This window comes from Pseudomonas sp. Irchel s3a12, assembly GCF_900187485.1.
GTDB classification, from domain to species: Bacteria; Pseudomonadota; Gammaproteobacteria; order Pseudomonadales; family Pseudomonadaceae; genus Aquipseudomonas; species Aquipseudomonas neuropathica.
In genome coordinates this window covers 54,061-68,928 of the sequence record NZ_FYDN01000008.1, presented here as the reverse complement: position 1 = coordinate 68,928, position 14,868 = coordinate 54,061, and the positions used below count along the sequence as shown (strand labels likewise).

The 14,868-nt window shown below is 61.1% G+C and carries 5 protein-coding genes; 1 reads left to right on the top strand and 4 read right to left on the bottom strand.

Going from position 1 to position 14,868, the window contains the following annotated elements; translation table 11 throughout:
- Positions 1-4 precede the first annotated feature (4 nt).
- The 3 genes from CKW14_RS14935 to CKW14_RS14925 all read right to left on the bottom strand — a co-directional run bounded on the left by CKW14_RS14935 (position 5) and on the right by CKW14_RS14925 (position 5,051).
- The gene (locus CKW14_RS14935; protein ID WP_095049302.1) at positions 5-1,366 is read right to left on the bottom strand and encodes an HlyD family type I secretion periplasmic adaptor subunit; all 1,362 of its coding nucleotides are present in this window, start codon (positions 1,364-1,366) and stop codon (positions 5-7) included.
- A gap of 10 nt (positions 1,367-1,376) precedes the next feature.
- Positions 1,377-3,536 carry a type I secretion system permease/ATPase gene (locus CKW14_RS14930; RefSeq protein ID WP_095125548.1) on the bottom strand — a complete coding sequence of 720 codons (2,160 nt, stop codon included), beginning with the start codon at positions 3,534-3,536 and terminating at the stop codon, positions 1,377-1,379.
- 156 nt (positions 3,537-3,692) lie between these two features.
- The gene (locus tag CKW14_RS14925; protein WP_095125547.1) at positions 3,693-5,051 is read right to left on the bottom strand and encodes a TolC family outer membrane protein; all 1,359 of its coding nucleotides are present in this window, start codon (positions 5,049-5,051) and stop codon (positions 3,693-3,695) included.
- A gap of 532 nt (positions 5,052-5,583) precedes the next feature.
- On the opposite strand from CKW14_RS14925, the gene CKW14_RS14920 reads away from it, so the two are divergent.
- The gene (locus CKW14_RS14920) at positions 5,584-14,187 is read left to right on the top strand and encodes a retention module-containing protein (RefSeq protein WP_095125546.1); all 8,604 of its coding nucleotides are present in this window, start codon (positions 5,584-5,586) and stop codon (positions 14,185-14,187) included.
- 139 nt (positions 14,188-14,326) lie between these two features.
- On the opposite strand, the gene CKW14_RS14915 is transcribed toward CKW14_RS14920, so the two are convergent.
- On the bottom strand, positions 14,327-14,686 hold the full coding sequence (locus CKW14_RS14915; protein WP_095049306.1) for a DUF6124 family protein: 360 nt from the start codon (positions 14,684-14,686) through the stop codon (positions 14,327-14,329).
- Positions 14,687-14,868 lie beyond the last annotated feature (182 nt).

Genomic DNA, 14,868 nt, shown 5'->3' with positions numbered 1-14,868 from the left:
TTGGCTAGCGTTCGCGCATCGCCTCGGTCCGCGCTTTCAACACTGGCTTGAGCAGGTAATCCAGGACACTTTTTTCCCCGGTAATAATGTCCACCGTCGCCACCATCCCCGGAATAATCAGCAACGGTTTCACATCCCCGCCCAAATGGTTTTTATCGGTGCGCACCTGAATCAGATAAAAGCTGTTGCCCTTGTCATCGGTAATCGTGTCGGCACCGATCAGCTCCAGTTTGGCACTCAGTCCGCCGTAGATCGTGTAGTCGTAGGCACTGAACTTGACCATGGCTTTCTGGCCCGGATGCAGGAACGCGACATCCTGCGGCCGCACTTTGGCCTCGATCAACAGGTTGTCTTCCAACGGTACGATTTCAACCATGTCGCTGCCCGGCTGAACCACGCCGCCGATGGTGTTGACCTTCAATTGCTTGATCACCCCGTGCACCGGAGAGGTCACCGTCGTGCGGGTGACGCGGTCGTCGATGGCGATGCTGGTGGCGGTGATTTTCGACAGGTCGGTGCGTTTCTCATTCAGCTCTTTCGCCGCTTCCGAACGGAAGGTTTGTTCCGACTCGTCGATCTTGCTGCGGATCTCGGCAATCGCCGATTCGGCGCGGGGGATCGCCAGCGTCGTCGCGTTCAATGAGCCGCGGATTTCTACCGCGCTGCGCTTGAGTCGGAGGATTTCCACCGGTGATACCGCACCGGTTTTCACCAGCGGCTCGGACATGTTCATTTCTTGCTGCAGCAACGCCAGACTTGAGCTGAACTGACCCTGCTTGGAGCGAAACTCGGCGAGTTCCTGAGTCTTCTGCCGCAGTTGTTCGCTGAGCGTGCGCTGCTCGCTGGCCAGCCGGCGCTGACGTTGTTCATACAGCGAGCGCTCGTCTTCGGCGACTTGCGGGGCTTTGGCGATCACTTCATCGGAGAGCTTGAACGGCCGACCTTCGGCCTCCGCCGACAGCCGTTCGACCTGCGCCGTCAGCGCATAACGATCCGCCTCGCTTTCGCCCTTGTTCGAGCGAAAGCGCGTGTCATCCAGACGCAGCAGGGTATCGCCTTTGTTCACCATCTGCCCTTCACGTACAAAGATTTCGGTGACGATGCCGCCCTCAAGGTTCTGGATCACCTGAATCTTGCTCGAAGGAATCGCCTTGCCTTCGCCCATGGTCACTTCTTCGAGCACGGCGAATTTGGCCCAGACCACCGCGCTGATCAGCAGCGCCGCCGCCAGCCACACGGTGATCCGCGACCAGCGCGGCGAATCCTGTAACGAGGCACCGGCGGTTTCCGGCATGAATTCGGCTTCGGCGCTTTTGCCGAAACTGTCGAAGTAGCCGCGCTCTTTGCTATCGGTGGAAGCAGACATGGGGCAACTCCTAAACCGCCGCCGAGCCGACACGGCCCTTGCGCAGTGCATCGATGACCGCTTCTTTCGGGCCGTCGGCGACGACCCGGCCGTTGTCCAGCACCAGCAAGCGGTCCACCAGACTCAGCATTGAAGTGCGGTGGGTGACCAGCAGCAGTGTCTTGCCTTGCACCCAGCCGTGCAGCTTCTGCCGCAGTAAGTCCTCGCTGCTGTTGTCCATGGCGCTGGTGGGTTCGTCGAGCAGCATGATCGGCGGGTCGAGCAGCAGCGACCGTGCGAGCAAAACGGCCTGACGTTGGCCGCCGGAGAGCAATTGCCCGCGCTCGCCCACCGGCCGGTCGAAACCTTGCGGATGCTGGCGGGCAAGTTCGGTAACGCCGGTCAGTTCGGCGACTTCGAGCATCCGCGCATCGCTGATGTAGCGTGCGCCGAGGGTCAGGTTGTCACGCAGGCTGCCGGCCAGCAGCGGCAGATCGTGAGCGACGTAGCCGATCTGCTGGCGCAGGTCAGCGACATCGAGTTGGCGCAGGTCGAGACCGTCAAGCAACAGTTGGCCTTCTTCGGGTTCATAGAAACCCATGACCAATCGCGCCAAGGTGCTTTTGCCCGAACCGCTGCGGCCGATGATGCCGACCCGTTCACCGGGTTTCAGGCTGAAGCTGACATTGCTCAGTGCCGGCGCATTCTGGCCGTTGTAGTGAAAGGTCACGCCGCTGACGTCGAGCGCGCCTTGCAGTTGCGTGCGCTCCAGCGGCCGCTGCTTGCCGTCGCGTTCCTGCGGCAAGGCCATCAGCGCATCGGTGCTTTTCATGGTCAGTTGCGCTTGCTGATAGCGGGTGATCAGCCCGGCAATCTGCCCCAGCGGCGCTAGTACACGGCTGCCGAGCATGTAACTGGCAACCAGCGCACCGACGCTGAGGTTTCCAGCGATGATGCTGTAGACCCCGGCGACAATCGTCGCCATCCCCGAGAACTGTTGAATGAACAACGTGCCGTTGGTGGCCAGTGCCGACAGATTGCGTGCATGGCTGTCGAGGCGGGTGAGGGCGCCGTGGGTGCTTTCCCATTTGTGCTGGCGCTCGCTTTCGGCGCTGCAGGCCTTGAGGGTTTCCAGGCCGCCGAGGGTTTCGATCAGTACCGCCTGACGTTCGGCGCCGAGGCTCAGGCTCTTTTGCACGGTGTCACGCAGACGTACCTGAATGATCATTGCGAAGATAATGGTGATCGGAAACGCCAGCAGCGGAATCACCACCAGCCAGCCGCCGAGCAGGCCGATCACCACCAGCATCAGCACGACGAAGGGCAGGTCGATCAGGCTGGTCAGGGTCACCGCTGTGAGGAATTCGCGCAGGCCCTGGAAGTCATGAATGCTCTGGGCGAAACCGCCGATGGTCGCCGGCCGTGCCTTCATCGACATGCCGGTGATGCGCTCGAACAAAGTCGCGGAAAGGATCACATCGGTTTTCTTGCCGGCGGTATCCAGCAGGTGCGCGCGCACCACGCGTAACACCAGTTCGAAACCGGTGCCGATCAACAGCCCGATCGACAGCACCCACAGTGTCGACGTGGCCTGATTCGGCACCACACGGTCGTAGGTTTGCATAACGAACAGCGGCACCATCAGGCCTAAAAGGTTGATCAGGAAACTGGCGAGAATCGCATCGCTATACAACCATTTCGACAGCTTCAGGGTGTCGCGAAACCACGCATGTACCCGTGGCACCAGCGGCGAGCGCAGGTCTTCGAGTTCGTGGCGCGGACGGGCGAACAAAGCCTGGCCGCTGTAGTGCTCGCTGAGTTCTTCGCGGCTGATCCATTGCTCGCCGCCATCGGCTTCGCTGGGCAGGATCAGCGCTTTGCCGTCGTCGCCGAAGCGCCGCAATACGGCGGTGCGGCCGTCGTTGAGCAGCAGCAGGATCGGCAGATTGAGCGGCGAGATGTCTTTCAGCTCGCGGCGCAGAATCCGTGCCTGCAACCCGGCCCGGGCGGCGGCGCGGGGCAGCAGGTCCAGACTCAGGCGTTGCTTGTTCAGGGGCAGCCCGGCACTCAGGCTGGCGCGACTGACCGTCGCGCCATGCAGTTTGCAGAGGATCAACAGACCGTCGAGTAACGGATCATCGAAGCTCAGCCGCGGATCGATCCCGGTGTGGCCGGGTTCCATGCTGGTCATATTGATCGCTCCCCTGTTACCGCTTCATTGATCGTTCCCACGCTCTGCGTGGGAATGCCTCTAGGGACGCTCTGCGTCCAGTGACGCGGAGCGTCACGGGCTGCATTCCCACGCGGAGCGTGGGAACGATCAGGGCAAAGCTGACTCCTGCGTTGGTTATTTCAGTTCGGGCAGGCGCGCTTCGTTTTTCACTTCGGTCGCGGCGATCGCATCGGCCGGCAGCACCACCCGTTGTTTGCTCAGCAACTGGCCCATGTTTGCCAGCACGCGGTACATCGAATATTCCTCGGTGTAGCGGATTTCGGTGTAGCGACGGTTGGCGTTGTAGAGCTCGTTCTCACTGTCGAGCAAGTCGAGCAGGGTGCGTTGGCCCAGGCCGAACTGATCCTGATACGCCGCGCGTACACGTTTGGTGGTTTCCGCGTATTCGCGGGCGGTCGGGGTCTGTTTCTTCGCGTTTTCCATGGCGTTCCACGCCAGGCGAATGTTCTCGTTGAGTTGACGCAGGGCGTTGTTGCGGATGTCCATCGCCTGATTGATCTGGTGCGCATCGGAGGCCAGGCGCGCCTTGTCGCTGCCGCCACGGAACAGGTTGTAGTTCATCACCACACCCACGCGCCATTCGTTGTCGTGGCCTTCATCGCCTTGCACATTGTTGTTCGCGCCGACGGCCGCTTCCGCGTCGAAGCGTGGATAGAACGGCGACTTGGCGACTTCGTACTGGCTCTCGGCCGATTGCACGTCAGCCTGGGCGGACTTCAGATACGGGTTGTTGTCGACCATGCTCTGCTGGGCTTCACGCAATTCGGTCGGCAGTTCGCCACGGGTTGAGGCCGGGGTTTCCAGCTCATCGGGCATGCGCCCGACCACGCTGTAGAAGTTGGCTTCGGCGTCAGACAGATCGACTTCGGCGGTGTCGAGGTTGTTCTGTGCCAAGGCCTTACGAGCGACCGATTGATCGGAGTCAGCGGTGCTGCCGACGCCACGCTCGGTGCGCAGGCCGATCTGATCGTTGACGCGCAAATGCGCCTGCAGGTTGTTCTTGGCCAGTGTCACCAGTTCACGACGCTTGAGCACTTCGAGGTAGACCTCAATGGTGCGCAGAGCCAGATCCTGGGCAGTGCCTTGCGCGTAGTACGCGCGCGAATTGGACACGCCTTTGGTGCGCTCGACTTCGTTGGCGGTGTTGAAACCGTCGAACAGCATCTGCCGCAGACGCAGCTCGGACTGGGTGTAATTGAGGATTTCGGTGTGGTGATTACCGAAAGCCCGAGTGTTGGTGTTGTCGCTGTAGCCACGGCCATACGCGGCGTTCAAATCGACGGACGGATAGAAGCCACCCTTGGCCACTTTGACTTGTTCATCAGCCGACAGGCGGGCGTCCACGCGCGAGGCCAGTTCCGGGTGCGTGGCGATGGTGCTTTGAATAGCCTCGGTAAGGTTCATGGCCTGGGCTTGAGAAGTGCAAGCCATGGCCAGCAAAACCGCGCTGCAGAGGGGGGTTAGAACGCGCATGGGTGCATCTCCCTGAGTCCTGATGGTGTGTTACTGTCGCCAAATATTTGACGATATTTTTAGGTGTAAGCGTTTCACTCTTGTAACAACAGAGCTAAGAACATCCTGAAGCGTAGCTAAGAAAAAATTTTCATAAGGCTTATGCCGAAAAAAACTTATGCGCTTTGTAAAAACCGGCACATTGTTCAGCATGAAAGCCTTTGTTTTATGCGCTTTAGGGAGCGCAAAAAGGCTTGAGGAAAGTTCCACTCACTTTGCGACATACGGCGAAGTAATGCTGAAGGGGAGGGACGCGTAGCGGTTGATGAGCGACATTTTTTTGTCACTCAAGTGATTCACCACCGTTACGTAGCGTTAGTGGGCGTATGGCTTTGATCAGGATGCGGAAGTGCTTGATAGCACTGATGTTTCCGAAAGAGGCCGCCTGCGAAACGAACTGTCGAGGGTGCGAGCGTCCCCTCCGACAACCCGATTGAGCCATGGGCTGCTTCGCTTACCAGTGCCGACGGTGGTCGGCAGCGGAGGATTTCACATGGCAACGCTCATCGGGATAGTCACCAAAGTCATTGGCCAGGTTTTCGCCCAGTCAGCCGACGGCACTAAGCGCGCACTGGTTGAGGGGGATCGCCTGGTAGCAGGTGATCAACTGATTACTGGCGCGGAAGGCGCGGTGGCGGTGAAGCTGGAAAACGGCAAGGAACTGACCCTCGGACGCGGCAGCAGCATGACCATGACCGGTGAACTGCTGGCGGGTCAGGCGGCGCATGTAAATGCCGCTGAGGCAGTGACCCCGAGCGACGCGCAATTGACCGACGTTGAGCGGATCCAGAAAGCCATCGCCGCCGGTGACGACCCGAGCCAAACCGCTGAAGCCACCGCGGCCGGTCCGAATGCCCCGGGCGGCGCACCGGGAGAGGCGGGCGGCGGCCACAGTTTTGTCCTGCTGACGGAAGTTGGCGGACGTGTTGACCCGATCATCGGTTTCCCCACCGCTGGGTTCGGCGGTATTCCCGAATTCCCTGAAGAACGCCATAACGCGGTGATCGACAACGGCGATGACACCCCGGCAGTCGTAGTGCCGCCTCCGGTGAACAATCCGGTGACCCTCACTGGCCTGAACGTGGCTGGCGGCGAGCTGAACGTCAATGAGGCCAATCTGCCCGGCGGTTCTGCGGCCAACCCTGGCGCACTGACGCAAAACGGCAGCTTCACCGTCTCGGCGCCGGACGGTCTGACCAGCCTGAGCATCGGCGGCATCAACGTAATCATCGGCGGTGTGCCGATCGGCTTCCCGCAATCAATCACCACGCAACTGGGCAACACCCTGACCGTCACTGGTTACAACTCGGCGACCGGCGTGGTCAGTTACAGCTACACCCTCAACGGCAATGAAAACCACGCGGCCGGCGATGGCGCGAATAATCTCAGCGAACAGTTCACCGTGATTGCCGGCGACAGCAATGGCGACACCGCGACCGGCACGCTCGACGTTAATATCACCGACGACGTGCCCAAAGCCTTTGATGACAGCAATGGCACGGCGACTGAAACGCAGCTGACACTGACCGGCAACGTGTTGACTAACGATGTGCAGGGGGCTGATCGCGTGCCCACCGGGCCAGTCACCCCAGGCACATTCACTGGCACTTACGGCACCTTGGTGCTGAACGCCGACGGCACGTACACCTACACGCTGAACACCAGCGATGCCGACTTCAAGAACCTGCACGGCGGCGGCAATGGCACGGAAACCTTCGCCTACACCATCACCGATTCCGACGGTGATACCAGCACCGCCAACCTCGTCCTGCAGATCCACAACAATGATGATCCGGTGGTTATCAATGGCTTGAATGTCGAAGGCGGCGAGCTGACGGTTTACGAGAAAAACCTCAGTGACGGCAGTGCACCGGACGCCACCGCACTGACCCAGAACGGTACCTTCACCATCACTGCACTCGATGGCGTGACGAGCCTGATTGTCGGCGGCATTGCCGTCGTCACCAACGGTGTAGCGGCAGGTTTCCCGCAATCAATCACCACACCCTTGGGCAGCACGCTGACGATTACCGGGTTCAATGCCGCAACGGGCGCGGTCAGTTACAGCTACACCCTGGTCGACAACGAGGCGCATCCAACCGCCAACGGCGCAAACAATCTGCCTGAGCAGTTCGCCGTCACGGTGATCGACGATAACGGCACCACCGCCAATGGCACGCTGGACGTGAACATCGTCGACGATGTTCCCCAAGCGGTTGACGACACCAATGGCACCGCTTCGGAAACCCTGCTGACCCTGACCGGCAACGTCCTGACCAACGATGTGCAAGGCGCCGACCGCGTGTCCACCGGACCGGTCACCCCGGGCACTTTCACCGGGACTTACGGCACCTTGGTACTGAATGCCAACGGCACGTACACCTATACGCTGAACACCAGCGACGCGGACTTCAAAAATCTGCACGGCGGCGGCAACGGCACAGAGACCTTCGCCTACACCATCACCGATGCAGACGGCGATACCAGCACCGCCAACCTCGTTCTGCAGATCCACAACAATGACGATCCGGTGATCATCAACGGCCTCGACGTGAATGGCGGTGAACTCACCGTCTACGAGAAAAACCTCACTGACGGCAGCGCACCGGATTCCACCGCGTTGACCCAAAGCGGCACGTTCACCATCACCGCACTCGACGGCGTGACGACCCTGACTGTCGGTGGCATCGCCGTGGTCACCAATGGTGTAGCCGCAGGCTTTCCGCAATCCGTGACCACGCCATTGGGCAGCACACTGACCATCACCGGTTTCAACGCCACCACCGGCGTAGTCAGCTACAGCTACACCCTGGTCGACAACGAAGCGCATCCAATCGCCAATGGCGCAAATAACCTGCCTGAGCAGTTCGCCGTTACCGTGGTGGATGACAACGGCACCACCGCCAATGCCACCCTCGACGTAAACATCGTCGATGATCTGCCCAAAGCCGTGGATGACAGCAACGCAGGCACCGCGTCGGAAACTCTGCTGACCCTGACCGGCAACGTGCTGACCAACGATGTGCAAGGTGCTGACCGCGTACCCACCGGACCAGTGACCCCGGGGACATTCACCGGCACTTACGGCACCTTGGTTTTGAACGCCGACGGCACGTACACCTACACTCTCAATACCAGCGATGCCGATTTCAAAAATCTGCACGGCGGCGGCAATGGCACAGACACCTTCGCCTACACCATCACCGACGCAGACGGCGACACCAGCACCGCCAACCTCGTTTTGCAAATCCACAATAACGACGATCCGGTGATCATCAACGGCCTCGACGTCAACGGCGGCGAACTCAGCGTTTACGAGAAAAATCTCAGCGACGGCAGTGCACCGGATTCCACTGCGCTGACCCAGAGCGGCACGTTCACCATCACCGCACTCGATGGCGTGACGACCCTGACTGTCGGTGGCATCGCCGTCGTCACCAACGGTGTAGCCGCAGGTTTCCCACAATCGGTGACCACTCCGTTGGGCAGCACACTGACCATCACCGGTTTCAACGCGGCTACCGGCGTGGTCAGCTACAGCTACACCTTGGTCGACAACGAAGCCCACCCAACCGCCAACGGCGCGAACAATCTGCCTGAGCAGTTCGCCGTTACCGTGGTCGATGACAACGGCACCACTGCCAACGCCACACTCGACGTGAACATCGTCGATGACTTGCCGAAAGCCGTGGATGACAGCAACGCCGGCACCGCGTCGGAAACCTTGCTGACTCTGACCGGCAACGTCCTGACCAACGATGTGCAAGGCGCCGATCGTGTACCGACCGGGCCGGTAACCCCGGGCACTTTCACCGGGACCTACGGCACCTTGGTGCTCAACGCCAACGGCACGTACACCTACACGCTGAACATCAACGATGCCGATTTCAAAAACCTGCACGGCGGTGGCAACGGCACGGAAACCTTCGCTTACATCATTACCGATGCCGACGGCGATACCAGCACCGCGAACCTGGTGCTGAACATCCACAACAATGACGATCAGGTCTACCTCAACGGCCTCGACGTCAACGGCGGCGAACTCACCGTCTACGAGAAAAATCTCAGTGACGGCACCAGCCCCGACACTCCCGCGTTGACCCAGAGCGGCACCTTCACCGTCACCGCCCTCGACGGTCTGCAAACCCTGACTGTGGGCGGCATCAACGTGGTCACCGGTGGCGTAGCCGCAGGCTTCCCGCAATCGATCGTCACGCCGCTCGGCAGCACGTTGACCATCACCGGTTACAACCCGGCCACCGGCGTGGTGAGTTACAGCTATACCTTGGTCGACAACGAAACCCATCCGAATGCCAACGGTGCCAACAGCATCACCGAGAACTTCAATGTCGTTGCCAGCGACACCGATGGCAGCACGGCCACCGGCCAGATCAACGTCAATATCGTCGATGATTTGCCCAGCGCCCATCCTGACGCCGCGTCGGTGGCGGAGGGCGGCACGGTCAGCGGCAATGTTCTGAACAATGACATCGGCGGCGCCGACGGCCCGGCGGTGACTGGTGCAGTGGTCGGCGTGCGTGCAGGCGCCGACACCTCGACTTCGGCCATCGGCGGCCTCAACAGCAACATCAACGGCACCTACGGCTACCTGACCCTGGACGCCAACGGCAACGCGGTCTACCACAGCAATCCGAATGCGGTGAACGGGCCGGGCGCAATGGATGTGTTCACCTACACCGTGCGCGATTCCGACGGTGATGAAAGCACCACCACCATCACCATCGATGTCGCCAACAGCAAACTGTGCGCGACCAGCGACACCGACGTCTCCGTCTACGAGAAAGCACTGGACCTGACCAAGGACGGCGCGGATCTGGCTCCCGGGACAGTCACTGGCAGCGACCCGACCAGCACCGGCGAAACCGCGTCCGGCACACTGGTCGGCTCAGTCACCGGGGCGGTCGGCGCGATCAGCTATGCGCTGGTCGGCAGCGCCACCGGCAATTACGGGCAGATCGTCCTCAACCCCAACGGCACGTACACCTACACCCTGACATCGCCGGCGAGCACCACGCCGCATGCCGACGACGGCGCCAACACCCTGAGCGAAACCTTCACCTATCAGGCCACTGATTCACTGGGCAACATCGTCACCAGCACCATTGTTGTCAGCATCGTCGATGACGTGCCGAAAGCGGTGAACGACAGCAACGCCAACAGCGCCTCGGAAACCCAGCTGACCCTGACCGGCAATGTGCTGACCAACGATGTGCAAGGCGCCGATGTGGTCGCGACCGGACCGAATGCCGGGCCGATCACCGCCGGCACGTTCACCGGCACTTACGGCACGCTGTTGCTCAACGCCAACGGCACGTACACCTACACGCTGAACCCCAACGATGCCGACTTCAAAAACCTGCACGGCGGCGGTAACGGCAGCGAGACGTTCACCTACACCCTGACCGATGCCGACGGCGACACCAGTACCGCCAACCTGGTGCTGAACATCCACAACAACGACGATCCGGTGCTGCTCAACGGCCTTGACGTAAATGGCGGCGAACTCACCGTTTACGAGAAAAACCTCAGCGACGGCACCAGCCCCGACACCCCGGCACTGACCCAGAGCGGCACCTTTACCGTCACCGCGCTCGATGGCTTGCAAACCCTCACCGTTGGGGGCATTGCCGTGGTCACCAATGGTGTCGCCGCAGGCTTCCCGCAATCCGTCGTCTCGCCGCTGGGCAGCACCTTCACCGTCACCGGTTACAACCCAGCGACCGGTGTTGTGAGTTACAGCTACACCTTGGTCGACAACGAAACCCACCCGAATGCCAACGGTGCCAACAGCCTCACCGAGAACTTCAACGTGGTGGCGACGGACACCGATGGCAGCACTGCCAATGGTCAGATCAACGTCAATATCATCGATGATCTGCCGACCGCCAAACCCGACACCGGCTCGGTGGCCGAGGGCGGAACGGTCAATGTCAGTGTGCTCGGCAATGACATCAGCGGTGCCGATGGCGCCGCCACTGTGGTCGGCGTGCGCGCCGGCAGCAACACCGGCACTTCGGCCATCGGCGGCCTCAACAGCAACATCAATGGCAACTTCGGTTACCTGACCCTCGATGCGGCGGGCAACGCCGTCTATCACAGCAACCCGAACTCGGTGAGTCCACCGGGCGCCACCGACACCTTCACCTACACCGTCCGCGACAGCGACGGCGATGAAAGCACCACGACCATCACCATCAACGTCGCCGACAGCAAACTGGTGGCCTCGGTCGATCAGGACGTCACGGTCTATGAGAAAGCTCTCGATCTGAGCAAGGACGGCGCGGATCTGGCCCCCGGTACGGTCACCGGCAGCGACCCGAGCAACACCGGTGAAACCACCACCGGCACGCTGGTCGGCGCAGTCACTGGCGGCACCGGCGCGATCACCTACACCCTGGTCGGCAGCGCAACCGGCAGCTACGGGCAGATCCAGCTCAACGCCGACGGCACTTACACCTACACGCTGACATCGGCGCCGAAAACCTCGCCGAGCGCCAACGACGGGGCGAACACTCTCAGCGAAAGCTTCACCTACAAAGCCACCGATGCACTGGGCAACAGCACCACCAGCACCCTTGTGGTGAACATCGTCGATGACGTACCAAAAGCCGTGGCCTCGGATCGTTCGGTGGCGGCAGTGGAGATCGATTCGAACCTGCTCATCGTTCTCGACATCTCCGGCAGTATGGCTGACGCCTCCGGTGTGCCGGGCCTGTCGCGACTGGCGCTGGCCAAGCAGGCAATCAGTGCCTTGCTCGACAAGTACGACGACCTCGGCGACGTCAAAGTCCAGCTCGTCACCTTCAGCAGCAACGCCACCGACCGAACCTCGGTATGGGTCGATGTGGCGACCGCGAAGACGATTCTCGCCGGCCTGACGGCGGGTGGCGGCACCAACTACGACGCCGCGGTGGCGGTCATGCAAACCGCGTTCAATACCTCGGGCAAACTCACCGGGGCACAGAACGTCGGTTACTTCTTCTCCGACGGCAAACCCAACGAAGGCGACATCAACGCCGCTGACGAAGCCGCGCTGAAAAACTTCCTCGATGCCAACAACATCAAGAACTACGCGATCGGCCTCGGCAGCGGCGTGAGCAACGCCAACCTCGACCCGCTGGCCTATGACGGCATCAGTCACACCAACACCAATGCGGTGGTGGTCACCGATCTCAACCAGCTCAATTCGGTACTGTCGGGCACCGTACAGGGCGCGCCGGTCACCGGTTCGTTACTGGGCGAGGGCGGCACCTTCGGCGCCGATGGCGGCTTCATCAAATCCATCGTGGTTGACGGCACCACTTACACCTACGATCCGAAAGCTCTCAGCGGCCAAGGCTCGCTGACGCCAAGCGGCGGCACCAATCACGGGACGTTCAACACCGTGAACAACACGCTGAGCATCGCCACCAATAACGGCGGCACACTGCTGATCAACCTCGATACCGGCGACTACACCTACACCTCGCAGAAAACCACCGCTGTGGTCATCACCGAGAACATCGGCTTTACCGTCAGCGACAACGACGGCGATCTCGCCAGTTCGACGCTGACCGTGAAAGTCATCCCCAACGCGCCGCCGGTGGCGGTGGACGACCACGTCATCACCAACGTGCTGTCGGGCAACATTGTGGTGCCGGGCGAACTGCTGCTGGCCAATGACACCGATCCGAACGGCGATACGCTCAATGCCACGCCCACCAGTTTCAACACCGGCTGGGTCTCGAAAGCGGCGGACTTCACCGGCACCGGGGCGATCAACTTCACCGGCACCAACGTCAACACCGCCGCCAACCAGAACCTGGCCAACGTGCGTAATTCGTTCAGTGCCAACGCCGCGACCATGACTGCCGTACTGGTGGTCAGTGGCTATCTCGGTGCGGTGACCAACAGCAACGCCAACGATGAAGACCGCATCACCGTCAACCTGCGCCAGGGCGAAACCCTCAACCTCGATCACAACCTGGCGGCCGGTCACGTCACCATGGAGTACTCGATCAACGGTGGCGCCTACACAACCCTGGCGGACGGGCAAACCCTCACCGCGTCGGCCGATGGCGTCTATCAGATCCACATCACCAACATCGCCAATCCCAGCGGCGGCGGTAACCCCAACGCGGCGGAAAACTATCAGCTGACCATGACCCTCAACTACGCCGGGGCGCATGACATTACCCCGGACTTCCACGGCAGCTACACCGCCAACGACAACCACGGCGGCAGCGACACGGCCAATGTGAGCATCAGCTATCAGGACGGCCACACCCTCACCGGTACCTCGGGGGATGACGTGCTGGTGGCCGGCAGTGGCGACAACATCATCAACGCCGGCGACGGCAACGATGTGCTCACCGCAGGCTCGGGCAACAACGAGCTGCATGGCGGCGCCGGCAACGACTTGCTCTACAGCGGCCCGGGCAATGATCTGCTCGACGGCGGCACGGGCAGCGACACCGCCAGTTATGCCCATGCCACGGCCGGGGTCACGGTCAACCTCGGCCTGCTCGGTGCGCAAAACACCCTCGGCGCCGGCACCGACACCCTGACCGGGATCGAGAACCTCGTCGGCTCGAACTTCAACGACACCCTGACCGGCGATAACAATAACAACGTGATCAACGGCGGCCTGGGTAACGACATCCTCAACGGTGGTGGCGGTGATGACCTGCTGATCGGCGGCCTGGGCAACAACACGATGACGGGCGGGGCAGGGGCCGACACCTTCCAGTGGCTCAAGGGCAACAGCGGCCACGACCTCATCACCGACTTCACCCCCGGCACTGACAAGCTCGATTTGTCACAACTGCTGCAAGGTGAAAACGGCACCACCGCCTCACTGGATGACTACCTGCACTTCACCGTCACCGGCAGCGGCGCCTCGGTGCTCACCAGCATCGACGTCAGCGCCATGGCCGGTGCAACGCCGAACCAGACCATTGACCTGGCCGGCGTCAATCTGGCCAGCCACTACGGCGTCACGCCGGGCGCGGGCGGGGTGGTGGCCGGCGGGCATGACACGGCGACGATCATCAGCGGCATGCTGAATGATCATTCGTTGAAGGTGGATACGGTGTAAGCGGCTTTTGATTCGGGCCTGAAACGAAAAAACCCGCCGTCCCGGTTGATGGGGCGGCGGGTTTTTTCTGTCTGATGGTATGGCGTTGCTCATTCGTGATCGTTCCCACGCAGAGCGTGGGAACGATCGGTTGTCTGGCCTACTGCGGCAACTCCAGATCATCCATCACCCGATTCACCGCCAACTCCCCGAGCATGATCAATTGCGCGATCCCCAACAGCGTCCTGCGCTGCGACGCGGGTATGAGGTGGGCGAAGTCATGGGCGATGGTTCTGGCTGAGGCGAGTGTTTCGCTGGCATCGGCCAGCAGTTCTTCATTTTTGAAGTCTGCGGTCACGGCGTACATCCGGCGGGTTTTTCGGGGCGGAGGGGGGGAGCCGGGTGGGCAGAGGTAATGATCGAGGGCGCGTTCGGCGGCGTCGTTGAGCTTTTTTGAATCGAGGGATTCGTAGGGTGAGGCGAGATCGGTTTCGGGCGGGTTGGGTGTTGGTTTGATCATGGTTAAAGCCTCTAGAGTAGTGAAGCTGCCACCGTTCGCTGCTAACGAAGGAGGTGGCGGCTGTACGCGGGTTAGCAGACCAGGACTCTAGAACCCGGCGCACCGAAGTGCCCCACGCAAAGCCGCCATAACGGCGACGGACTTTGTGCGTCTAGAGAAAACCCGGGCTGCTAAACCCGATC